The organism is Candidatus Acidiferrales bacterium (genome assembly GCA_035934015.1).
In the GTDB taxonomy this organism is placed as follows: Bacteria; Acidobacteriota; Terriglobia; order Acidiferrales; family UBA7541; genus DAHUXN01.
The window spans coordinates 1-24,807 of sequence record DASYYH010000020.1 but is presented as its reverse complement, the minus strand read 5'-3'; the positions used below and the strand labels follow the sequence as shown (position 1 = coordinate 24,807).

Annotated in this window: 17 protein-coding genes; 5 read left to right on the top strand and 12 right to left on the bottom strand. The window is 57.9% G+C overall.

Going from position 1 to position 24,807, the window contains the following annotated elements:
* Window position 1: 1 nt before the first annotated feature.
* A complete protein-coding gene (locus VGR81_09690; protein ID HEV2289210.1) occupies window positions 2–2,191 on the bottom strand; it encodes a radical SAM protein in 2,190 nt (729 codons plus the stop codon).
* 627 nt (window positions 2,192–2,818) lie between these two features.
* Between VGR81_09690 and VGR81_09685 the strand changes: the two genes are divergently transcribed.
* The gene (locus VGR81_09685) at window positions 2,819–6,736 is read left to right on the top strand and encodes a TonB-dependent receptor (GenBank protein HEV2289209.1); all 3,918 of its coding nucleotides are present in this window, start codon (window positions 2,819–2,821) and stop codon (window positions 6,734–6,736) included.
* Between the two features lie 129 nt (window positions 6,737–6,865).
* Here the strand turns inward: VGR81_09685 and VGR81_09680 are convergent, their stop codons facing one another.
* Window positions 6,866–8,077, bottom strand: a complete 1,212-nt coding sequence (locus tag VGR81_09680; protein HEV2289208.1) for a hypothetical protein — start codon at window positions 8,075–8,077, stop codon at window positions 6,866–6,868.
* Between the two features lie 72 nt (window positions 8,078–8,149).
* On the opposite strand from VGR81_09680, the gene queG reads away from it, so the two are divergent.
* The gene (queG, locus tag VGR81_09675) at window positions 8,150–9,328 is read left to right on the top strand and encodes a tRNA epoxyqueuosine(34) reductase QueG (GenBank protein HEV2289207.1); all 1,179 of its coding nucleotides are present in this window, start codon (window positions 8,150–8,152) and stop codon (window positions 9,326–9,328) included.
* 53 nt (window positions 9,329–9,381) lie between these two features.
* A complete protein-coding gene (locus tag VGR81_09670; protein HEV2289206.1) occupies window positions 9,382–10,167 on the top strand; it encodes a urate hydroxylase PuuD in 786 nt (261 codons plus the stop codon).
* A 15-nt stretch (window positions 10,168–10,182) separates the two neighbouring features.
* On the opposite strand, the gene VGR81_09665 is transcribed toward VGR81_09670, so the two are convergent.
* The 10 genes from VGR81_09665 to VGR81_09620 all read right to left on the bottom strand — a co-directional run bounded on the left by VGR81_09665 (window position 10,183) and on the right by VGR81_09620 (window position 22,201).
* Entirely contained in the window at window positions 10,183–11,376 is a 1,194-nt protein-coding gene (locus VGR81_09665; protein HEV2289205.1) for a glycosyltransferase, read from the bottom strand.
* A gap of 98 nt (window positions 11,377–11,474) precedes the next feature.
* Window positions 11,475–12,107, bottom strand: a complete 633-nt coding sequence (locus tag VGR81_09660; protein HEV2289204.1) for a hypothetical protein — start codon at window positions 12,105–12,107, stop codon at window positions 11,475–11,477.
* Between the two features lie 235 nt (window positions 12,108–12,342).
* Window positions 12,343–14,760 (bottom strand): endopeptidase La, encoded by a 2,418-nt coding sequence (gene lon / locus VGR81_09655; protein ID HEV2289203.1) that lies wholly within the window; start codon window positions 14,758–14,760, stop codon window positions 12,343–12,345.
* A 242-nt stretch (window positions 14,761–15,002) separates the two neighbouring features.
* Window positions 15,003–16,334: a CCA tRNA nucleotidyltransferase gene (locus tag VGR81_09650; GenBank protein ID HEV2289202.1), complete on the bottom strand. Its 1,332-nt coding sequence runs from the start codon at window positions 16,332–16,334 to the stop codon at window positions 15,003–15,005.
* Between the two features lie 56 nt (window positions 16,335–16,390).
* A complete protein-coding gene (locus tag VGR81_09645; GenBank protein ID HEV2289201.1) occupies window positions 16,391–17,488 on the bottom strand; it encodes a PP2C family protein-serine/threonine phosphatase in 1,098 nt (365 codons plus the stop codon).
* A 173-nt stretch (window positions 17,489–17,661) separates the two neighbouring features.
* Complete coding sequence (gene dinB / locus VGR81_09640; protein ID HEV2289200.1) at window positions 17,662–18,900, bottom strand: DNA polymerase IV; 1,239 nt, start codon at window positions 18,898–18,900, stop codon at window positions 17,662–17,664.
* 68 nt (window positions 18,901–18,968) lie between these two features.
* Window positions 18,969–19,880 carry a peptide chain release factor N(5)-glutamine methyltransferase gene (gene prmC, locus VGR81_09635; GenBank protein HEV2289199.1) on the bottom strand — a complete coding sequence of 304 codons (912 nt, stop codon included), beginning with the start codon at window positions 19,878–19,880 and terminating at the stop codon, window positions 18,969–18,971.
* Window positions 19,877–20,995 carry a peptide chain release factor 1 gene (gene prfA, locus VGR81_09630; GenBank protein ID HEV2289198.1) on the bottom strand — a complete coding sequence of 373 codons (1,119 nt, stop codon included), beginning with the start codon at window positions 20,993–20,995 and terminating at the stop codon, window positions 19,877–19,879. The genes prmC and prfA overlap by 4 nt, the downstream gene beginning before the upstream one ends.
* A gap of 270 nt (window positions 20,996–21,265) precedes the next feature.
* A complete protein-coding gene (locus VGR81_09625; protein HEV2289197.1) occupies window positions 21,266–21,661 on the bottom strand; it encodes a hypothetical protein in 396 nt (131 codons plus the stop codon).
* A 3-nt stretch (window positions 21,662–21,664) separates the two neighbouring features.
* Entirely contained in the window at window positions 21,665–22,201 is a 537-nt protein-coding gene (locus tag VGR81_09620; protein HEV2289196.1) for a sigma-70 family RNA polymerase sigma factor, read from the bottom strand.
* A gap of 317 nt (window positions 22,202–22,518) precedes the next feature.
* Here VGR81_09620 and VGR81_09615 point away from each other — a divergent pair, with 317 nt between their 5' ends.
* A complete protein-coding gene (locus VGR81_09615; GenBank protein HEV2289195.1) occupies window positions 22,519–23,178 on the top strand; it encodes a peroxiredoxin in 660 nt (219 codons plus the stop codon).
* Window positions 23,179–23,205: 27 nt separating this feature from the next.
* On the top strand, window positions 23,206–24,612 hold the full coding sequence (locus tag VGR81_09610; GenBank protein HEV2289194.1) for an MBL fold metallo-hydrolase: 1,407 nt from the start codon (window positions 23,206–23,208) through the stop codon (window positions 24,610–24,612).
* The last annotated feature ends 195 nt before the right edge of the window (window positions 24,613–24,807 follow it).

Sequence of the window (24,807 nt, the reverse complement as noted above, 5' to 3'; positions counted from 1 at the left end):
CCTAGTCGCCTGCGACGGTTTCCGCCTCGGTGACTTCGCGTTTCGCAGCGTCGTGGCCGTTCGCCCCGTTGCCGTTCCCGTTTGCGCCCGTGATCTGCACAGGCTTGGTGCCGCCAGGCACAGCCTCCTTGATCGCCGAAAGCGTGCCAATTTGCACGACGCCCTCGGTCGTCGAAGGCTTCTTGAGGACCAATTCCTCGTAGATCGCGCGAACCTTGGCCGCCTCTTCCATGGCCTTGCGGCGGCGTGCGCGGTCTTCCTCGGCTGCGGTAAGAGGAATGTCGTGCTCGAGATGGCGAACGCGCGCGGCGTCAGCGGAGTCGACTTTGAGCGAATGCTCGTAATGCTCGAGGTTCACCTTCTTGCCCTTGGCGTAGATTTCGTGCCGACCGTGTTCCTTGTACCATTGCGCCACGGTCGCGTTCTTGTGCATGTTCTCGATGATCTTGCGCCAGCCAATTCCCGTGTTGTACGCGCAGAAAGAAATTTCGCCCTGCTGCGTCGCGTACGGGATGATGCACATCTCTGTGCGCCGGAAATCGTAGTTGAAAAGATCCTGGAACCACATGCCGGCGATAAACAGCATGTTCCACGGATCTTCGCTGCGGCGCTTCATGGCGTCTTCGTAGGTGCGGTTTGGATTGGTGCGCCCGTACTTTTTGTCCGAGTTCTCCGAAACGGCCCACGTCTTGTCGAACTTCTTCAGGATGTCCTTGATGCGCAGGTTCGGCGGCGCCTGGAACGGGCTGTAGTTCCTGAGCATCGCCAGCGCGAGCATGAACGCAGAAAACTTCTTGCCGCGAGCCGCATCGGTGATGGCGTTCACATCTTTTGCCAGTTGCGTGGCGTTCAAGAAGCGGGAAATCGGCGCCCACTCCTTGGTTTCCTTGTGAACCATCAGTGCCGTGCCCACGCCACAGTTCGGATGGCATCCGCAGGAAAGTGAACCCCACATGGCATCCGGGCCATGAACGTGATCCGCGAAGTTTGAAAACGGCGCGATGAACGACAGCGGAAACCAGTCGCGCGTCGGCTCGATTTGCCCCACTTGATGACTAACGTCCTTGGCCAGATGCGAAAGTGTGTAGCGCTGGCGCATGCGCCGTTCTGGCGTGATGTCTTCGTCGCGGCCCGTGAACGAAACCGGCTGGAACGATACGAACGCGATTTTCTTCGGATTCTCCATCGCGAACTTAACGATCGGTCCCACCTGGTCGTTGTTCACGTTGTTGACGATGGTCGTCACGAGAACGATTTCAATGCCCGCTTCGTGCATGTTCTCGATGGCGCGCAGCTTCACATCGAACAAGTTGCCGACCTGCCGGTGGCTGTTCGCGTCGTTGCCGATGCCGTCGAATTGCAGGTAGGCATAGCGGAGGCCGGCCTCAAAGGCCTTCTTGGAGAACTCCTTGCTCTTGGCGAACTCGATACCGTTCGTCGCCGCCTGCACGCTGTTGTATCCGACCTTGCGGGCGTAGCGCACTGCATCGATAAAATAGGGGCTCATCGTCGGCTCGCCGCCGGAGAACTGCACGGACATCTGCCGGCGCGGCTTGATTTTGAGCGCATTGTCCAGAATTTCCTGCACTTCCTCCCAGCTCAACTCGTGCACATAGCCAACTTGGTTGGCGTCCATGAAGCAGGGATCGCACATCATGTTGCACCGGTTGGTGAGGTCCACGGTCAAGACTGCGCCGCGGCCGTAACGAACCGTGCTGGAACCATGCTTGTGCAGATCCTCATCGTTGTGCGCCGGAATGTCGCGGCCGGGGAAATTCTTCTCGATCCATTCGAGGAATTTCGCGTCGACGGCCATCAGGTCTTCGAACTTGCCGTGGAGGGGGCACTCTTTCACCATCCAGACCTGGCCATCGCGCTCGATGATTTGCGCCTTGATCTCGCCGACCTTCTCGTGGACGAGATCCGTCCAGTCCTTTTTGCCATTGATGATGGCTTCGCGTGCTTCCTTCACACAGCCTGGGCAGAGGGAATCGGTCGTCCGCGGCCAGCCGAGCGTCGGCTTGCTCTTTTCCCATGACTTCAGGATGGGTTTGTCCGACCACTTCGGCGTGAAGGAAGGATTCGGATTGTACTTGTTGAAGAACTGAATCGTGTTGAACGTCGCGCCGGCAGCCTTGCATGCTGCCCAATCGATTGATTTCCAGATGCGGTTGCGAACCGTAAGAGACATGGCTCGAACCTCGCTTTCCTCAGAATTAAGAAGACTCTTGATTGCCCTGTATTTTTATTATCCCAGCGAAGCCATCCATCCCCGTATCCCCTGGACAGAAAGCTCCTAAATCTTTACCGCACCACAGTTTGCAGGCTTTTCCGGTGCTCGTCCAGCACAAACAGCCAAACGGTTGTTTTCGAGGTTAAGTGGCGCTCTGGGGCAGCCAGTGGGACGCTAATCCGAAGCCCCAGCCGGTCGAAAGCCTGAATAAACAGCCCTAGGAAGCTGGGCAAAGTCAGTTTTGCCTGCTATCTCAATCCGGTCTACTCCTTCTCCCAAAAGGTGTGGTCGTGCGAGTCCAGGTGGCTGAATCGCTTCTGCCGCTGAATCACATCTCAATTTCAGCTCATCATGCGTAATCAGGATCCTGTTTCCGTTAGCTTTCCCTTGGCCTTTCATTATCTCGTAACACGCTAGATATGAAGCTGCAATGTCAGGTCCGCAAGATTCTTCGTCTCTATTCGATGAGGCTTTGGACCTGCCTTGGAGGGTGTTTGTCCCAGAGATATTCACAGGTCGTCTTGACGCTCCATCGCACTGGTAGTAGAAGCAGTCACTATCTTAAAGTGGTGGGAGATAAAACTTATGAAGCTGAATAATTTTCTGCGTGGTTTGGTGTTCTTGTGCGTATCGCTATGCCTCAGCGCTCTCGTCCCGCTGACGCTTCGCGCACAGCAAACGCTCGGCTCCATCAACGGCACAGTCACGGACACCTCCGGCGCGGTCGTTGGCAAAGCGCAGGTTCAAGCGAAGAACGTCGACACAGGGCTAACCGTCAGCGCCAACACGCAAAATGACGGCTCCTACAACATCGTCGATCTTCCCATTGGCACGTACACCGTCACGATTTCCAAGCAAGGCTTCAAGACCGAGGTCCACTCGAACATTTTGGTTCGCGGAAATTTGGCCTCGACTGTGAACGTCACATTGCAGGCCGGCGAAGTAACAACAACGATCACCGTGAGCGCAACGCCGCTGATGAACCAGACGGACACGACCAACGGCTACACGCTCGGGCCTGAGGTGATTCAGACGATTCCTCTCGGCACTGGCAGTTTTACTCAGCTCGCTATTTTGGCCCCCGGCGTCAATGCCGATCTGCTCGGCGGCTCGGGAACCAACACGGGACTGGGCAACCAGGATATTTTCGCGAATGGCCAGCGAGACACCAGCAACAGCTTCAGCTTTAATTCCGTCAACGCGAACAATTTGTTCAATGGGCAGTCTTCGAGTCAGGTTGGCGAGGCGCGTTACGTCCTGAACACCAATGAGCAGTTCCTGGCGGGCGGTCAAATCCAGACGAACACTTCCGTTTACGACGCGATCGGCGAGGGCCTCCCCACGCCGCCACAGGAGACGATCGAGGAACTCCATGTGAATACCTCTATGTACGACGCTTCGCAGGGAGCCAACAGCGGCGCGCACGTCGAGTTGACCACGAAGTCCGGAACCAATGATTTGCACGGACAGCTCTACGAATATCATCAGACCACTGGTTGGAATGCGGCGCCTTTCTTCTTTAACGCTGCGGGAGTCGATCCGAACACCGGAGAACCGCTGCTGCCGCGCCCTGCGCTTCACAGAAACACGTTCGGAGGCACGCTTGGCGGCCCCATTATTCGCGACAAGCTATTTTTCTTTGGATCGTATCAAGGTGTGAGAGTAACGGACGCATCCAATGGCGCGACAGCAATCGTCAATGTACCTAGCGGTCTGACAAATGACCGCAGCGCCGCAACACTCGCAACTTTGGCCGGCGTTCCCCAAGGGAACATCGACAATGTCGCCTTGGCCGTCATGCAGGCAAAGACTCCAAGCGGGCAGTACCTCATTCCTTCGCAGAACATCACGAATGTGAGTGAGATCAGTCAGCTTGGCGGCAACGCCGTGGAGCAGGGTCCTTCAAGTACATTCCATGCAGACCAGATCAATGCCAATATCGATTACGAATTCAGCGCCAGGGATCGCATGTCTGGCAAGTATTATTATCAACGGAACCCTTCCACGAGTCCCTTTGCTGTAAGCCAGGTCCTTGGATTTCCGCAAACTCTTCATGCCGGCAGCCAGGTCCTGTCCTTGGATAACACAACGGTCGTGAATGCGAATTCGACCTGGGAGCAGCGCCTCGGTTTCATTCGCGAAATCGCGGATGCAGGTACGAGCCAGCAGCTTTCGCCCACAACGGCGGGAATCAACCTCCTCGGCAGCAATTTCTTCCCCGGAATCACGATTAGCAACGCGGGTTCAGGAACATTCGACGGCTTGCGTATTGGTCCGGCGAACAATTTTGCAAATGCCGGTGTTTTTCAGAATCAATTTGAAGGTGCCTCAAACTACGATTGGGTCCACGGCCACCACGATTTGTCTTTCGGTGGCATCTTCGATTACGGCCAGCTCAATGTCATCAATCGCGAAAATCAGGTTGCCACATTCACTTTCAATAACTTCGCGAATTTCCTTACGGGCAATCTGGGTGGCAGGAGCGGAGGCACGATTCTAAACGGCGAAACGAACCGCTATTTCCGCTCGCGGCAAGCAGGGCTTTTCGCTCAGGATCATTGGAAGCTAAAGTCAAACCTGACCGTGGATCTTGGCCTGCGTTGGGACTGGGATGGCCCGCTTTATGAAAAGAACGGACTGCTCACGAACTTCTATCCCAGCTCCTATTCCTATGATCTGGCTTCCGACACGGTCAACAACATTGGCTTGGTGATCGCGGGAAATAACAAGGAGTTCTGCGCCACGAAGTCGAGCAACTGCGCCAATAATTCCACTCTGACCGGGCGTCAATGGATGTTTGAGCCGCGGCTGGGGCTTGCCTGGAGCCCATCCTTTGTAAAGAACGTGACCGTTCGCGCCGGCTACGGTATATACGCCGACCGCGGAGAGTTCTTTACGGAGTTTTCCCCGAGCGCTGGCCTGGGCATCAGCGGCCCGTTCGGAGTGACCACAGAAGAACCCTTTACGGTTCCGGTCCATAACAGCTGTACCGGCGTGCAATGCTTGCAGAACAATCCATTCGGCACGTCACCTTTGCCCCCTCCGCCCAATACACTGACGGGTCCCAATTCCGTCGCATCTCTCGTTCATAATCAATCCGGGTTGAGCGGTTGCCCGGAGCCTGTGACGCCCACTTGCACGCCAACCAGCACGCCGCTCTTTGCATTCCTTTTTGGCGGCTATGATCCGAAAAATACGTTGCCCTACTCCGAGAATTGGACGCTCGACGTGCAGTGGCAGCCGTACAACACGCTCCTTTTTGACATTGGTTATGTTGGGAATCACGGCCAACATGAACTGATCCCGGTTCCGTTCAATCAGCCGGGGATTGCTATTCCCGGGAAACCGATCAATGGCCAGACCTACTCGTATGGATTTCAGGCCACCGATGCCGACGGAGGATTTGGCGCATTGCAGACCGAGCAGGTGATGACCACCATCGGCGAATTCACGGGAGCCGACGGCAACACAGCCCTTCGCGTGCCCTACATCGGCTACAACCCCAACTCTGATTATTGGGAAGCGGAGGGGGTTTCCAATTACAACGCTCTGCAACTCAATATGACCAAGCGCATGAGCCATGGATTGCAACTCAATATTTCGTACACCTGGTCTCACGCCCTCGACGAGGGCAGCGGACTCGCGGAAGGACTTTTCTATAACGGCAATAACCCTCTGGACCCCCGATCTGGTTACGGCAGCGCAGGTTATGACCGTACCCATGTTTTGACCATCAATTACGTTTACAACGTGCCCAATTTGATCAAGTCAGAAGGTTTTGCGGCGAAGGCGCTCAACGACTGGGGAATTAGTGGCGTCACCGTGGCCGAGAGCGGCAATCCGTACAGCATCTATGACTTCTCTGGCGACGTGGCGTCCCAATATTTTGGCGCCGGAGACAATTTCATCACCAATCCGCTCCTTACGATCATCAACGGCAGTGTTCACAGCGTCCAGCTCCAGGGCACGACGGGCGTGAATCCCAATAATCCGGTCATTAACGGGGCGGCGTTTGGTGCAAACCTGAATGCTCCGGGAACGAACGGCGTTCCTCCGTGCGGTCCCACCACGGATGAGCCCGCGAATCCAACTGCGGCGTGCGATTACTCTGAAAGCGGTTTCGCAACGGGGAATGCACCTCGCAACCCCTTCCGCGGACCGTTTCAGACCCGCTTTGATTTTGGCGTGTTCAAGAACATCAAGATCAATGAACGCTTCCGCCTGCGTTACGACGCGCAGTTTTTCAATCTCTTCAATCATCCCAGCTTTGACGCACCTTCGAACAACTTCAGCCTCGACGGTTGTTTTGGGCCGAACATCCAGTCAAGCCCCAACAACTTCTTGATTTCAAATGGTTTTGTTTGTCAGTGGTATGGAGCGACGGCAGGAGTTGGCAGCTCCGGGATGATTGGGAATAACATGGTGCCTCCGGGGGAAGGATTCATTCAAAACGCGCTCGGAAGCCCACGATTTATTTCCATGGCTCTGCATTTGACGTTCTAAGGAGCGCGTTCCGCAGCGCAAAGAGCGCACAGAAGATCAAAAGGCCCCTGCAGCAGTCCCCGCGGGGGCCTTTTTTATTTTGTGCATTCACAGCGCCGCCTTTCACTTTGTATTGTCAGATCATTCCCCTCATTGCGTGTTCAGCGCCGGCCGCAGCACGGCGATGGCAAAATGCGCCACGTGCGGTGCGTCTTCATCGAGCTGCAGCCAGCGGACCACACAGTGCTTCTTCAGGTAGTCGTTCACTTGCGTGTCGTTGATTTCCAGATGTTCAGCAAGTTGCGCCCGAAGGGAAGCTTTCCCTTCCGCGCGCGCCCCTCGCCCGGCGCGTCCTGCGCGCGCCAGCTGGCTCGTCCCGATGCGCAGCGTCTGGCATGCCTCAACGTAGTAATTGGTCATCAAATCAGAATCCGAAAGAAGAAAGACGCCGGGTCCGGCGGGCGCTTCAGCGATCTCATCGATGCGATGCAGCGGCGCGGAAATCAACCGCCGCAAAAGCGATTCCAGTTGCGCGAAGCGCGAAGCAAGCGCCGGATCGCCCGCGCGGATGAACGTAGTGCGTTCCACGAATGGTCCGCTCGGTTCCGGCACAAACCGCGAAGCGGGCGTCGCCGCGCTCTCTGGAGTTTCTACAGGGGCAGATGCGGAAATCTGTGCCGCCGGCGACTGACGGCCCGACTGCGCATACACGCGCTCGTCCATGCCGGAGCGGGATGTTCGCTCCACCGGTGGTCTTGCGGGCGTCACGGTCGGACGCTCCATTCCCGGCTTGCCAGCCTCTCCGTGGCGCTTGTGCCTTCGGCCTCCGCGCCGCCCGCGCCTCCGTCCCCGGCGCTCGGTGGCGGGCTGCCGTTGGCTTGCCGCGCGCGCTACGGCGCTCGGCGGCTGCTCGCGGTTGAAGATCTGATCTTGCGGATCTTCGTGAATCACTTCCGGCTCAAGATTCACGCCTAGTTTCTCCGTTTCCAAATTTCCCATCATTTCCGAATTTTGCACGTCCTCTTCCTCAACGAGGCTTTCTCCGCCTTCGTTTGCCGCGTGTTCAGTCGCCTCGGTGGAAACCGCCGCGCGCGCGGACAGTCCTTCGGGCACTGCCGCGCCCAGACGCGTCAGTGCGTCCGCAGCTTTCTTTTTCCAATCCGCGCGCCGGAAGCGTTCCGCAGCGGCTTTGAACCAGCGAATTGCTTCATCGTTGTGGCCGGCCTTCTCTTCGAGCGAGCCGACCTCGAATGCCACCATCGCGTCGCGCGTCTTTTGAAATAGTTCGGTGAGCTTGGCGACGGGGTCTCCGCTCGTGCGCGCCCGCCGGATGCGTCCTTGAATCTGCCGCCAGTTTGCCATATCTGCGAATTGTATCAACGCTCGGCGAGGCATTCCAGAGCAGCCACGCGAATTTTAGTGCATGATAGTTTCATGCTGGCAAAAGCCATGCGCGGCGAAAGGACCGAGCGCCTTATCGAGCAGGCGCGAACCATTGGATTCGATTTGTGCGGCGTTGCGCGTGCGGAAGAATTTCCCGAGCTGCAAAAGCTGCCCGAATGGCTCGCGCGGGGCTACGCGGGCGAGATGCATTATTTGCAGGATGACCGGCGCATGCACGCGGAAGTCGTCGTGCCCGGCGCACGCTCCGTGATTGTCTGCGCGTTGAACTATAATACCGCGGCGCCATATTCGACAGCCATTGCCGCAGATTCCGCTTCGGCGGGCGCTGGCAGCGAAGCAAACGCTGACAGTCCTCGCGGTTGGATTTCGCGCTACGCATGGGGAAGCGATTATCACCATGTCCTTGGCCCCAAACTCAAAACTCTTCTAGCCTGGATGCGCGCCGAATTCGGCGAGGATTTTCTTGCGCGCGAATATGTGGACACAGGTCCGGTTCTCGAACGTGTTGCCGCGAAATACGCGGGCCTCGGCTGGCTGGCGAAAAATACCTGTCTCATCAATCAGCGCATGGGCTCGTGGCTTTTCCTGGGCGTCATTCTCACGGATCTTGAATTGACTCCCAGTCTGGCGCCGGCCGAGGCGCCGCCGCGCGACATGTGCGGCACGTGCAGCCGCTGCATTGATGCCTGCCCGACGAACGCTTTCGTCGAGCCTTATGTCCTCGATGCGCGCCGGTGCATTGCGTACTTGACCATTGAGCTTCGCGGCCCGATTCCTCAGGAATTCCGCGCTTCCATGGGATCGATGGTCTTCGGCTGCGATATTTGTCAGGATGTTTGTCCGTGGAATCGCAGAGCGCCCGCAGCCACGATTCCTGAATTTCAGCCGCGCGCCGTTTCACCGGGTTCTTCCGAAACGCTCCTTGCTCCACGCCTTGATTGGCTGCTTTCGCTGACCGAAGAAGAATATCGAATCGCCCTTCACGGCAGTCCCGTGAAGCGCGCCAAGTTTCGCGGTCTGATCCGCAATGCCTGTATCGCCGCCGGGAATTCGCATCTGACCCGCAAAAGTCCCGCGTTCGCCGGAATCTCCGCGCGGCTGGAAGCGCTTTCCAAATTGGAGGATGCAATCATCGCCGAGCATGCTCGCTGGGCGCTCGAACAATTGCGTTTGCGAGATTCCGCGCCGCGCTCGGATGGATTGTCTTAGCGGAATTTTTAGACTATTTTGCACTGGCGATAGTACGCCTTTTTGGAGGAATCATGATCGCTGCGAGTTCGCTGGCATTTCATCCCATCGCATTTCATCCCCACTTCAGCTTTCCCGAAAACGCCACTTCCAACGAAGAAATCGTCCTGCGTTGGATCCACATCGTGTCCGGCATCCTGTGGATTGGCCTGCTCTACTTTTTCAATCTGGTCGGCACGCCGGCTATGAAAACTCTCGACAGCGCCACGCGTTCAAAAATTTATCCTGCGCTGATATCTCGCGGGATGGCGTGGTTCCGCTGGTCCGCTCTCGTAACCGTTCTTGTCGGTCTGCGTTACTACACGATTCTGCTTCAAGCCGATGCCGACAATGCCGGTGATCCGGGCCTTCTGTGGCGCTGGTTCGGCGAATGGTTCCTGGTTTGGATTCTCGCTTACGCCGTCGTCTACGCTCTGCAAATGCCACTGAATTGGCCAGCCGGGAGCGGCTGGCTGCGTGCAATGCTGATCGCTGTGGTCGTTGTTGCGGCATCGTGGCTGATGCTGGAGTGGAATGCCGGTTCCAGCGTGTCCAACGCGCATCTCTCCATCAGCATCGGCGGAGGTTTGGGGCTGATCATGATGATGAACGTCTGGGGCATCGTCTGGCGCGTGCAGAAGCGCATGATTCAGTGGACGCGCGCCAACGCCGAAAACGGCACACCCATTCCGGGGAAAGCGGCCAAGATGATGGAGTTTGCGAGCTTCGCTTCGCGCACGGCATTCTGGCTTTCGTTTCCGATGCTTTTTTTCATGGCCGCTGCGGAGCACTACCCATTTCTCAGCAGCATTGCGCGCTGAACTTTGAATCTGAATCTAGTGCGAAAGGACGCGCGTCTGCGTCTCGGAGATGAGCTCATAGCGCACGCCGCGCCAGCGAATCTGGCGCTCAAACGCAGAGATGGAGAAGTTCCAAAGGAAGAGAAATGGCACGACCGGCGCAAGCGCGATCCACGCCCAGCTCCAGCTTTCGCATTTCGAGCGCCATTCGTGCAGCAGGTCTTGAATCGCCACGGCGCGCATCGCGCCTTTGCCCGCGGCTAGCAGGACCACAAAAAACGCCAGCAGCAGAATCCCCGTCCAGGAATCGCCCGTGAGCATGCGATAGAAAATAAAGAAGATCGAAAAAAGCACCGTAACGCAGTATGAAAGATGCGTGAGCGCCGCCATTCCCCAGCGTCGCGGTGAATAAACGCGCGTCAGGATCATCTGCCGGTTCGTAAATTCGATAAGTTGCTCCGGATTGACGTCCACGAGTGTTGGCGCCAGGCATTCCGGCACGAAAAGAATACGCAGTCCGGCGCGCTCCAGTGCCGCTGTGACCGCCCAATCGTCGCTCACGGCGCCTTGCCATGCTTCGAGAATACCGGCTTTTGTGAATGCTTCGCGGCGTATGGCCGTGCCCCCGCCCCAGCAGAAATTGTGGTCGTGGTCGCCGAGCTGCGTGGCGATCGCCGCGTTCCACGTGGAAAGCAGCGCGCTGGCAAAACCTCCGTGGTTCGGGAAAAGCCAGCGATACGTCGTGGCCGCGCCCGCGTGCGCATCGGCCAGCGGCGCGACCAGGTGCGTCAGCCATCCGCGCGAAAGCCGCGCATCGGAATCCACAAAAACATACACGTCGAACTTGTCGCCTGCTTCACGCACTCCCGCGCGCAAATTGTTCACCTTTTCGCCGCATTCCTTGGGCGATCCGGCGACAAGAATGTGCGTCGGTTTTTTGGCAGTCGCGGAAACGCGGTCAATGACCATCCGCGCCGGATCCAGCGCGCTCGCCACCACAAAGAAAACCTCGTACGTCGGATAGTCAAAATTCACCAGCGCCGAAAGATTAGGCTCTAGGCCGGTCTCCGACCCTTTGCATGGGCAAATCACGGCCACGCGAGGAGCATAAAAGCCCGAATGCGCGGTCAGCCGCCCGCGTACCGATGTGAACCATTTCCAGCCGTCCCATAGCGAGACCAGGCCCTGTGCGATCTGCTGCCAGACGAGAATGTAGAAAAGCGTCAGCATCTGCCCTCAGCATAGCGGATTCCTTGCCTCAGCCAATGGTCAACAGCTCGGGCGACGTCAATGAGTCATTTGTTCTTTCGGACAGGTGAGATTACGGTTCAGAAACCGCGCTGGGAGAAGATTTTCTTCAGGACTCGCGAGGCTGTGGCAATCAGTTCCGCTTCGAATCGCGCAGCGGCTCGCCGCCCTTGGTCGAGCATCGGCGCGTCAATCAGGAATCCGCAGCGGTCGGCGAACGGCCCGGCGGGTGGAGTCGAAGCTTCTCGATGTCGCGAAGACCGCGCCACAGCCGCGCGCAGCGAAAGGTAAAGTTCAAGGTCATTGCAAAACGCTTGAAATTCCTCGTCCCCCCAGTTGAGGCTGCGGCCCAGCGTTACGAAAAACTCATCGCGGAAGAGGTTCACCAGCTCCTTTTGTGCGGGAGTAATTTTTTGTGCGATGCGCACGCCAAGCCGTTGCGGCATTTCATCGTCGATCTGTAGTGCCAGAACCAGCAACGCTTCCCGGCGAACCGTTTCAACCAGTTCGCGGTAGCGCAGCGGATTGGCGATGCGCCCGGGCCGCTGGTTTTCGATGGCGTATCGCCGCAAGAATTCCGGCACGAGCCCGCCGCGGTCCAGCGCCGCCAGCACCGAAAACGCCGTTTCCTGCGCGCGAATCGCCACCTGCCGTGGACGAAGCAAAGCTGCCGCGCGCACCTTGCGTTTCGCGGGCAATCCCCGCTGGTGCAATTCTGTTTTTCGCTTTGCAGGCTTTCGCGCTTTGACTTTCCGTGGAGAGATTCTCTTCGAGGGAGATCGTTTTCGCATGCGCCCCGTGCGCTTTGTGCGCAGCGCGCGTTTACGTCGAAGCTTGTGCTTTCGCGACGCCAAGAAGACTCCCATGAACTCTGTTAAAAAAAGGAAGAGCCCGGCAAACGTCCTCCGGGCTCCTCATTATGCAACGCTTCCGCTTATTTTTTTGTGCTCAGTGAACCGGGCTTGCTGCTGGCCGCTTCTCGCGCGGCGCGGATACCGGCTGCGCCCACGGCTCGATCGGCCCGAGGGCGATGCGCAGCGCTTCGTCGATGTTGTGCACGCAGTGAATCTGCAAATCTCCCAGCAGTTCAGTGGGCAGATCCTCGCTCACGTTCGCCTCGTTTTCCGCGGGAAGGATCACTTCTTTGATTCCCGCCCGCTTCGCGCCCAGCACTTTTTCCTTGATCCCACCCACCGGCAGAACGACTCCCGTGAGCGAAATCTCTCCAGTCATGGCCACCCGCGGCCGCACTGCATGTCCGCTCAGCAGGCTCACGAGCGCCGTCACCATCGCCACGCCCGCCGACGGCCCATCTTTCGGAATCGCCCCCGACGGCACGTGGATGTGCAAGTCCTGCTTGCGGAAAAAGTCCGGATCGATGCCGTACATCTCGGCGTTCGACCGCACCCACGATAGCGCCGCGCGCATGGACTCCTGCATCACTTCGCCCAGGTGCCCGGTCATCGTGAACTGCTTTCCGCCGCGCATCGTGCTCGCTTCGATGAAGACGATATCTCCGCCCACCGGTGTCCACACCAGTCCCACCGAAACGCCTGGCCGCGCCACACGCTCCTCGACTTCTTTCTCGTTGCGGATCTTGGGGACGCCCAGCACATCGCGCACGACTTCCGGCGTGACCATGAGCTTGTCCGTCTTGCCCTCGGCGATGCGCCGCGCCTGCTTGCGCACGAGCGTCGCAATTTCGCGCTCCAGGTTGCGCACGCCTGCTTCTCGCGTATAGCCGTGGATGATTTCGCGCAGCCCTTCGTCGCTGAATTCGATCTGCTCGCCCGGTTTCAGTCCGTTTTCCGCGCACTGGCGCGGAACCAGGAAGCGCTTGGCGATGTGAATCTTTTCTTCCTCCGTGTAGCCAGGAAGTTCGATGATCTCCATGCGGTCGCGCAGCGGTTCGGGAATCGGATCCATCCAGTTCGCCGTGGCGATGAACAGAACCTTCGAGAGATCGAACGGAACGTCCAGATAATGATCGCGGAATGTCGAGTTCTGCTCCGGGTCCAGCACCTCCATCAGCGCCGCGGAGGGATCGCCGCGGAAATCGCGACCGAGCTTGTCCACTTCGTCGAGCATGCAGACCGGGTCCGTCGTCTCCGCGCGCCGGATTCCCTGAATGACTTGCCCCGGCAGCGCGCCGATGTACGTGCGGCGGTGCCCGCGGATTTCCGCTTCGTCATGCATACCGCCGAGCGAAATGCGCACGAATTTCCGTCCCAAGGCCCGTGCAATGGACTTGCCGAGAGAAGTTTTCCCCACTCCCGGAGGCCCAAGGAAGCACAAAATCGGACCCTTCATCCCCGGCTGTAGCTTCTTCACCGCCAGGTAATCGAGAATCCGTTGTTTGACTTTCTCGAGATCGTAGTGATCTTCATCGAGGATCTGTTGCGCTTTGGAAATGTCGATGTCCTCCGTGCCAGAGGTTTTTGCCCACGGCAGCGAAGTCATCCATTCAAGATACGTCCGCGAAACCATGTATTCTGCGGAAGCCGGGGTCATGCGCGAAAGCCGTTTGAGTTCGCGCTCGCACTCTTTCTTCGCTTCCGCAGACATCCCCGAAGATTCCACTTTCTCGCGCAGCTCGGAAACTTCCGCTCCGCTGTCGTCCGCGTCGCCCAGTTCTTTTTGAATCGCCTTGAGCTGCTCGCGCAGCAGAAATTCACGCTGCGACTGGTTCACTTGCTCTTGCACCTGCTCGTGAATCTTGGCGCGCAGCTCGAGAACCTCTTTTTCCTTGGTCAGCTCGCGGATCAGCGTTTCCAGCCTGCGCCGAATGCTGGCCGTCTCGAGAAGTTCTTGCCGCAGCAGCGTCGTCAGCGACGGCAAGGTTCCCGCAATGAAGTCCGCCAGCGCTGCTGGCGATTCCATGTTCGCAGCCACGCCTTGCAAATCATCGGAAAGCTGTGACGACCGCGCGACAACTTCGCGAAACAACTCTTGCGAGTTGCGATAGAGCGCCGTCAGCTCTGCCTCCGGAACGTCATTGGTTACATCCGCCATTTCCTCCACACGCGCGCGCAGAAACGGTTTGATCCCCAAAATCTCAACCACGCGAATCCGCGTCACGCCTTCCAGGAAAACCACTACATTGCCCCCGGGCGTGCGCACCATCTTGTGCACTTTGCCCAGGGTGCCCACGGCATGCAGGTCCGTACCCACCGGATCTTCAATGCGCGGATCAAGCTGCGCCACCACGCCCAGCACTTTGTCGTCGCCCTGCAGGGAATCCAGCAGCGCCAGTGAACTCTCTCGCCCCACCGTCAGCGGCATCACCGCGCCGGGAAACAAGACCGTGTCTCTCAGCGGCAAAATCGGCAGTTCCGCCGGGACTGTTTTTGTAGGCCTTTTAACCATAAATCAAACCTTCCTTGCCGGCTCGGAAAACTCCCCCGAGGCGGCAGGTCCACTTAACTTCGATGCATCCACACTCCCATGCGTTACACCGCTCTATAGGCTAGCTATCAATAAATCTTAGCATGTTATACTAATATTTTTCCACCTCAGTCTAACCCTAGTTGTTTCTTTATGTTTCTAAAAAATCATCCCTTCTTCTCGTATCTTCAATCGCCCATCATCGGAATGCCCATGCGCCAGCTTTAGACGGATTTGCGTCTTAATTGGCTCTTTACGAACTCGATCGCTTCGTCCCGGCTGTGGATTGCTCCCTCCAATTGTGCATCCTCTACAGCCTGCAGGATTTCCTTGAATACCGGCCCCGGCGCGTATCCTAAATCCTTTAAGTTTTCGCCGGTCAGCAACCGTGGCGGCCGCACGTCTTCCGGAGGCGTTTGTGCGAGGAATTTCTTCACGAAGTCATAATTTTCCAGGCCGCCGTGACTCGAAAGGCAGTCAATGCGGTGCAGTTCGAGGTGCTCCTCGAACTGCGGAAGGCGCACGAGTCGCTTAAGCGTAGACGCGCGCATCTGCTGTACATCCTTGAACCGCATATGGTTTGCCACCAGCGCGCAGATCTGTTCTGTGTCGTCATTCGAAAAGCGAAACCGCCGGCAGATATGCTCGGCCATCCGTACGCCCACCTCCACGTGCTCATTGAATCGGATGCGGTCCGCCGGATTTGAAGGCGGCGTGAATGTCGGCGGTTTGCCCACATCGTGGAGCAACACGCCCCATGCCAGCGTCGGCGATACGCCCGCCGGAAGCTTTTCGAGCATCAGCAGCGTGTGCGTCCAGACGTCTCCCTCCGGATGAAATTGCGGCGGCTGTTTGACTCCTTGCATGCGCGCAATTTCCGGCAGGAGCGGTTCGAGCAAATGCGTGCTGTCCAGCAACTCGAACGCCCGCCGCGCCGCGCCTTCGGTCAGCAGCTTCGTCAGCTCGTCGCGCAGCCGTTCCTGCGACACCTGCAAGATCTGTGCCGCGCGCAAGACGATCGCTGCATGCGTGCTTTCTTCAATGGAGTAACCGAAGCGCGACGCGAACCGGATGGCGCGAACCATCCGCAGTTTGTCTTCTTCAAATCGTCTCTTGGGATCTCCAATCGCACGGATGATCCGCGCCTGCAGATCTTCCTGCCCTTTGACAAAATCCAGCACGCGCCCGTCGCGCGGATCCATCATCAGCCCATTGATCGTGAAGTCTCGCCGCAGTGCATCTTGTTTCGGTGAAGAAGAAAATTCCACGCGGACCGGATGCCGCCCGTCTTCATAGCCCAAATCGGCGCGAAACGTCGCAACTTCCACCTGCACCGCGCCTTCCACCACAATCACGACACCAAACTGGGCTCCCACCGCCAGGCTGCCTGGAAAAAGCTCCAGCACGCGTTCTGGCGTCGCATCCGTCGCCACGTCATAATCGGCCGGCTCTCGCCCCAAAATGAGATCCCGCACGCAGCCGCCCACGAGCAGCGCTTGATAGCCTGCCTCGCGCAGTCTTGCGCAAATCCGTTCGGCGGTGTCGCGCGCATTCATAGTCGGATTATCTGCCTGAGCTTCGGCCCACGCAAATCTGGATGTGTGTAAGATGTCTACAGGAAGCGTACGGCCATGCAGGTGATGTCGTCGTGCTGCCGCGCCGGCCCCACGTAGGTATCGACGTCATTCATCAGCATCGACAACACCAAAGCTGCCGATTCATGCGCCAGCGTCGCGACGCGTCGCTCGATTCGCTCTTCGCCATATTCCACATCGGCGGTATTTACCGCTTCTGGCAGCCCATCGGTGAAAATCACCAGCAGATCGCCCCGGCCAACCTCCGCGGCCTGCGAACGGCAATCGGCAGACGGATCAATGCCAAAGGGAACCCCGCCCTGGCTCAGCCGTTCCATCGCACCGGAAGCGCGCCGAAGAAATGGCGCATTATGTCCTGCATTGATGTAACCCATGCGCCGCGATGAGGGGTCGTATTCCGCAAGAAACGCCGTCGTGAAGCGCATTCCCGAAAGGCTATGATCGCAGGCATAACGATTCAGGTCACGCGCAAGCCCGTCCAGGCTGCCCGGCCGCGCCGCCAGCGAGTGAATGCTGGCCTGAAACGTCGCCATCAGGATCGCCGCAGGCACGCTTTTACCCGCGACATCGGCGACCACGAGCAATAGCGACTGCCCTGCGTGTCCTTCCGGCCCGCTGCGCAGAAAAGCGTCATAGTAATCGCCGGCCACCGTATTCTGCGGCCGCGTGGCAAAAGCAATGTCCACGCCGGGAACTACCGGCGGATGATCCGGCACGAGCCAGTTTTGAATTTCTCTTGCGATTTGCAGGTCCCGCTTCATCGTTACGCGATCCGCCAGCTCCAGCGCAAGCAGGACGAACAAAATGAATGTGCCGAATCCGCCGAAATCGATAGCGTATTGCAGATTGCCAAAGTTGAATCGGAAATCCAAAAAAAGGAAAACGCACGCGATTAGCAGCAGCACGCGCCGCGCCGGCGTAAGCTTCATCAGCATGGCCTGAAAAAGGGCCCACGCCCCGCGGAAAAATCGCCTCAATCGTCCGCCTTTATTTACCGATTCCCAATCCACGTCGTGCGCATAGAACGAATACGTCGAACGCGCGTCCGCCTTCATCTGCCCCCAGAGCTGCTGGATTTTCATCCCTTCCGTGACGCGCTGCCAAAAATCGCGCAAAGAACCCCGCTGAGGCGGCCGATTCCCGGGCGCGGAATAATTTGTTCCTGTGGCACTCATTGTCGAGCGATTATACGTGATTCCTCGGTGCGAAACTTTCGCCATCTTCGTGTTTTGAAGGAACGTTTAGTCCGCGTTTTCCGGCGCCTCGTTTTCGCCGATGGATTAAAGAATTAATCGTCGCGTGACGCACGCAGCGAGCCGCCCAGCTGAATCTTCGAAAAACCGAAACGGTCGCGCAATCGGTCAGCCGTTTTTGCCAGCCGTTCGAGCTTTTCGCGCCGTCCCGTGTCCAGCAATTCGAGCTGCCCCGTCGCCGACGAAGCGGCAAGAAACGAAGTCAGTGCCACGCCCACCAGGCGGATCTTCGCCGTGCCGTTCCACGTTGCGCGAAATAATTCTTGGATCGTTGCGAGGATCGCTGCATCCAGATTCGTCGGCTCCGTCAGAGTGTGGCCGCGCGTAATGGTCTGAAAATTCGTGTAGCGCAGCGTCAGCGTAATCGTGCGGCAGAATAGTCCCGCATCGCGCAGCCGCTTGCCCGCCTTTTGCGTCAGCAGGCTGAGCATCGATTCCAACGCGTCGCGATTCGCCGTGTCCTCCCCAAAAGTGCAATTGTGCGAAATCGATTTCGGCTCGGCGTCGACGAAAAATTCATACGTATCCTGCCCCAGCGCCTTGCGGTGCAGCGCCGTTCCCCATCGCCCGAAAAGTTCTTCCAGCCGCTCGAGAGAAACCGCTGCGAGTTGGTGCACTTTTTCGATGCCCAGCGCGTTGAGCGCAGCTTCTGTCGCTTTCCCGATGCCCGGAATGTTGCGCACGCTGAGCGGCGCGAGAAAAATCTCCTCGCTCCCCGATGGCACCCAGACGAGCCCGCGCGGCTTCGCCTGGTCGCTTGCGACTTTCGCCACCAGCCGCGTGCTCGCGAGGCCGCCCGAGCACGGCAGTCCCGTCGCGCGCGTGATTTCGCGCAGCAGCTTGTCCGCCGCCGCAAACGCAGGCCCAAGCAACCGCTCTGTGCCCCTCAGATCGATGTACGCCTCGTCAATCGACGCCATTTCGACCACCGGCGAAAATTTCGCCAGAATCACCGCCACGCGGTCGCTCCACTGCGAATAAAGTTCGTGCCGATTGTCGAGAAAAATCGCGTGTGGGCAGAGTTTTCCGGCCGTCCGCAGCGCCATCGCCGAATGAATCCCGTACTTGCGCGCTTCGTAGCTCGCCGAAGTCACCACTCCGCGCTGATTTTTCTGTCCGCCCACCACCACGGGCATGCCGCGCAGTTCTGGCCGGTCAAGCAGCTCCACCGAAACGAAAAACGCGTCCATATCGACGTGCAGAATCGAAACATTCTCAGGCGCTCTACCGATCGCTGCATTTTTCTTGGCGCGATATTGCGCAAGTTTCGGCACGATGAACTCTTATCGAAAATGATACACGCAGGGAAGCGCAGCTGTCGCGCTGTAGGGCAGGCGGACTCTTACACGCGCTCGGCGGAGAGAACTCGCGGAATCCCGGCCAAGTCGTTCGTCACGCGAACGCCGCTCCACACTGTGTCATCGAACAATGCGCGCACGCGTTCTGCTTGCCCATAGCCGATTTCGGCGACAAGCAAACCGCCGCTGCGCAGCAACTCCGCAGCTTGCGCCACAAGTGGCGCATAAATTTCCGTACCCGATGCTCCGCCGAAAAGCGCGCGCGCGGGCTCATGTTCGCGAACGTCCGTCGGCAATTGCGATTCTTCGTCGCGCGCAACGTATGGCGGATTGCTGACGATGAGATCAAAGAGCCGGGCATCATCACCTTTCTCATGCGCTTCGCGGATGATTGCATCCAGCAATTTGCATTTGAGAAAGCGAATCCGCTCAGCCGTCCCGTGCCGCGCAGCATTTTGCCGCGCGACTTCCAGAGCCGCAGCAGAAATATCCGTCGCGATAATTTCAGCGTGCGGCAACTCCTGCGCCAGCGCGATTGCGATACAGCCCGATCCCGTGCCGATATCCGCAACGCGCAGCCGTTCCGCTTTTCGTCGCTCTCCTATCCGTTCGATTGCCACTTCAATGACGTGTTCGGTTTCCGGCCGTGGGATCAGCACCGCGGGCGTGACTTTGAATTCAATTCCCCAGAATTCCTGCTTGCCAGTCAGATATTGCGTTGGCACTCCGCGCCCGCGCTGCGCCACGAGTTCGAAAAATCTTCGAGCCGTCTCCGCTGCAAGCGGCTCTTCCGGATGCGCGTAGATCCACGTGCGGTTCTGCCCGATCGCGTGTATGAGCAGCAATTCTGCCGCCAGCGCATACGACGGCGTATTTGCGTGCTGCAATTGCGCTATCCCGTCCCGCAGCGCGCTGCGCACCGTCAACGTTGCATCAATTTTTGCGTTCGCCGTCATTCACTCTTTCCGCCGGATTTTCCACCGCTATCGCCGTTGTCGCTCAACTCCTGTTTTAATCGCTCCGCTTCGTAGTACGTCACAAGCCCGTCGACCAGCGGCCCGAGTTTTCCATCGATCACTTCGGTCAGTTGGTGAATCGTCAGTCCGATGCGATGGTCGGTGACGCGATTCTGCGGGAAATTGTACGTGCGAATTTTTTCCGAGCGGTCTCCCGTCTTGATTTGCCCGCGCCGCTCCGCCGCGATTTGCTGGTGCTGCTTTTCCTGCTCCATTTCGTAGAGCCGCGCGCGCAGGACGCGCATGGCCTTTCCCCGATTCTTGATCTGCGATTTTTCATCTTGCTGCGAAACCACGAGCCCCGTGGGAATGTGCGTGATGCGCACGGCCGAATAGGTCGTGTTCACCGATTGTCCGCCCGGCCCCGACGAGCAGAACGTGTCAACGCGCAAATCCTTAGCCTCGATTTTGATGTCGATTTCATCTGCTTCCGGCAGCACAGCAACCGTCGCCGCCGAAGTGTGAATCCGCCCTTGCTGCTCCGTCGCCGGGACGCGCTGCACGCGGTGCACTCCGCTTTCGTATTTCAGCTTCGAGTAAACTTTCTGCCCTTGGATCGACGCAATGATTTCCTTCACGCCGCCAATCGACGAAGCCGAACTTTCGAGCACCTCGACGCGCCAGCCTTGCGTTTCCGCATAGCGCGAGTACATCCGGAACAGCTCGCCGGCAAAAAGCGACGCTTCGTCCCCGCCGGTGCCGGCGCGGATTTCCACGATGACGTTTTTCTCATCATTGGGATCCTTCGGCAGCAGCAGCACTTTCAGCTCGCGCTCCACGGTTTCGCGCCGCGCCTCGAGTGCGTGTTCCTCTTCGTGCGCCATCTGTTTCATTTCCGGGTCTTCTGCTTCGGCGATCAGTTGCTTCGCGCCCGCGATCCCTTTTTCGACCTGCTTCCACTCGCGATATTTTTCCACGATGGCGGAAAGCTCCGCGTGCATCTTCGCCACTTTCTGGTAGCGGCCCGAGTCCGCATGGATTTCCTGCGAAGAAAGTTCCTTTGTCAGTTCCTCGAAGCGCGCCTCGATCTGCTCGAGTTTTTGAAACATATTCAGATTGCTCATCGCGAGCTCCCGTGAAACGCGATCCCGCAAAATGAAGCGGGAATTGGAGTGGAAAATGGAAACCTCAGAAACGGCAAACAACGGTTGAAAAGACTACGCCAACGGCCCTGGGAAGGGTCTAAGTGGGAGCGCTAATAGAATGCGGCAGACATTTCTGTTATTTCTGTTATTGAGGTCGCATATTTCGCTCATGCCTCAACTCAGTTAGATGCAGCATATCTGCCCAAGTTTCTCCTGTCAAATCGCCGTGCTTCCTTTCATTCACGCCTTGGCCTGCGCGTCTTGGCCGCGAATCCATTCGTGGAACTTTTCGCGCTCTTCGGGAGTCATTTGTTGCCACCGCTCGCGCATGCGCTCCTGCATGCGGCGACGCCACGGATCGCTGTGGCTATGGCCATGGCCGCACCGCCCGCGGTGGCCGCGCAGTCCTCCGAACAATATCCAACTCAGTGCGATTACGCCGAGCCCCTGCCAATACGTAATGCTTGAAAGATGGAAGAGCGCCGGCATCAGCCAATTCCACAAAAGGTGCACAAATTCGCCGAACAGAAAAAATGCGGCGGTGGCAAAGATGCCGAACATCACCAGCCTGGTCAACCGATGCGTGGCGCGATGTGTGGCATCGCGCGTGAAGTCTTCCGCCGATTGTGGTGTCATGTCTTATCTCCTTCGCGCATTGGATTGCGCGCTGATTTCGTCATAAATATCCCGGAGCCGTTCGCGCAAATACATCACTGCGTAATGCTTGCGCGAAAGCAGCGTATTCACGCTGTGTCCGCTTTTCGCTGCGAGCTCCTTGAAACTGCGCCCTTCGATTTCGTGCGCGATGAAAATTTCGCGCTGCTCTCGCGGCAATTCATCGAGCGCATCCTCCAATTCTTCGAACAAGATCGCTCGCGCATAGGCCATTTCCGGCCCGGCCTCTGGTGACGGCAGCAAATCCTCCAGTGCGAGCGATTCGCCATTGGCTGATTGCTTCGCTTGGTCCGCGAGCGCCTCCGGCTTCTTCTTCCGGAACGAATCGATGATGCGATTGCGCGCCACGCGAAACAACCACGCGCCGGCTTGTTCGATCGGCTTCATCAGGCGGTAGGCCTCCACGAATTCGGAGAAGACATCCTGAAGAATGTCTTCCGCGTCGCTGCGGTCCGGAACTCGCCTGCGAATGAAGCTTCGCAGCCGAGCCTGCTCTCGCACGAAGGTTTCCGAGATCCGCCGATCCTGTTCTTCTGCCATCTCGCCTGTGCTCAGCGCTGGCGTCATCTACTGTTGTAGACGATTGGGCGGCGCAGATATTTTGTGGGAGTGTGAAGAATTCGCGACGGCCAGTCAACCGCGAGCTCTGGTGCGCAGGGAATCTCCGAATTCCACATAAGCCGCCTGGTCTCATCGCAATTTCGATTTCCGTTTTCGGGGATAAGAAAATTTGGTAACCTCGAATCCACAGTCGGGCCAAGCGATCTAAGAAAAAAGCAGCATCGCAGGAACGTGAATCAAAACTAAGGAGAAACGCGGTGTCATTACGAATCAATGATGAAGCTCCGAACTTCACGGCCGAAACTTCGCAAGGCCCGGTTAATTTCCACGAGTGGATTGGAAACGGCTGGGCCGTCCTTTTTTCGCACCCGAAGGACTTCACTCCGGTGTGCACGACGGAGCTCGGCTACATGGCCGGGCTACACTCGGAATTCGAAAGACGCAATTGCAAAATCATTGGCTTGAGTGTGGACCCTGTGAGCAGCCACGCGAAATGGGCCGTGGACATCGAAGAAACGCAGGGCCACAAAGTGAAGTATCCGATGATCGGCGATCCGCAACTGAAAGTCGCCAAGCTCTACGATATGCTTCCGGCGGACGCGGGCGACAGTTGCGAAGGACGCACGGCGGCGACGAACGCCACAGTTCGCACGGTCTTTGTGATTGGGCCTGACAAGAAAATCAAGCTGATGCTGAGCTACCCGATGAGCACTGGCCGCAATTTCGATGAGGTGCTGCGCGTGCTCGATTCGATCCAGCTCACAGCGAAACACCAGGTTTCTACTCCCGTGAACTGGAAACCCGGCGACGATGTCATCATCAGCGGCAGCGTCTCGAATGAGGAAGCCAAGCAGAAATATCCGGGTGGGTGGAAGTCCCCGCGGCCGTATTTGCGGATCGTTGCGCAACCGAAGTAAAAGGCCAGCGGGCAAGGACGGTGTTGCGTGATCCTGAAGCAGTTTTATCTGCCGTGCCTGGCGCACGCTTCCTACGTCATCGGAGACGAAGCGACAGGCACAGCGGCCGTCGTTGATCCGCAGCGCGACACGGATCAGTACATCGCTTTTTGCGCCGAGCACGGACTCAAGATCCAGCACGTGTTTCTCACGCATCTCCACGCTGATTTTGTCGCCGGACATTTGGAGTTGCGCGATCGAGTGGGCGCGAAAATTTATCTCGGCGCCGCCGCGAAAGCCGCGTATGAATTCACTCCGCTTCACGATGGGGACATTGTTGAATTCGGCCGCGTGCGGTTGAAGGCGCTCGAAACACCGGGCCACACGCCGGAATCCGTCTCCATCCTCGTCTACGATCTCAATGCAAGCGATACTCAGCCGCACGCGGTTCTTACCGGCGATACTTTGTTCATCGGCGACGTTGGACGCCCCGATTTGCGCGTTGCGCTTGGGTGGTCCGCCGCGGACCTCGGCAGCATGCTTTTCGATTCGCTGCACAGGAAACTGCTTCCGTTGCCCGACCAAAGCCTTGTCTATCCCGCGCACGGCGCCGGCTCGCTCTGCGGCAAGGCGCTCAGCAAGGAAACGGTTTCGACACTTGGCGAACAGCGCCGCTCGAATTACGCATTGCAGCCGATGAGCAAGGAAGCGTTCATCAAAGTTGTGACAGCCGATCAGCCGGAAGCTCCCGCGTATTTCACGTATGACGCCGTACTGAACAGCCAGGAGCGGCCCACGCTCGATGAAGCGCTTGCCCGGTTGAATCCGATGACGCTCGATGGCGTGCTCGCCTTGCAAACTTCCGGCGCACAAATCCTCGACACGCGCGACCCAGGCGAATTTGCATCGGCGCATCTCGCGGGCAGCATCAATATCGGCCTCAGCGGGCAATACGCCACGTGGGCGGGGACGGTGCTGGATCAAAATCATCCGATCGTCATCATCGCGGACCCGGGCCGGGAAAACGAATCGGCCACGCGGCTGGGCCGAATCGGCTTCGATCACATCGTCGGCTATTTGAAGGATGGACTGCAGAGCCTGAAATCGCGGCCGGACCTGACTGTCTCGACGGAGCGCCTGAGCGCCCCATTTGCTGCTGAACTTTTGTCCTCGAAGGAACCGCCGCTGGCTATCGACGTTCGAACGCCCACCGAACGCGCGCAGAAACACATTCAAGGAAGCATGCCCATTCCGCTGAATCACCTGGCGGAGAATTTCGAAAAGCTGCCGAAGGATCGCAACCTGGTGGTTTTTTGCGCGGGCGGCTACCGGTCGTCCATCGCCGCCAGCTTGCTGCAGCGCGGGGGTTTCAGCCGCGTCAGCGAAATCGCCGGCGGGATAGCTGCGTGGGAATCGGCGAACCTGCCGCTTCAAGCCAGCCCAGTCACGGCTTAGGATTTCATCCATCGCCACGCCCTGAAAGCCTAGCTTCCGCCCATCCTCGGGGCAGTGTCCGAAATCGTAAAATTTTTCAAAAAATCGAAAGAATAAGCGATTAGAACGATGTCCGGTTGTTTGTTTTGTGCGAGTTACGGTCAGTTCTAATTCTTCATAGGACAAGCGATTAGAATTGAGTTTTTGAGGGCAAAT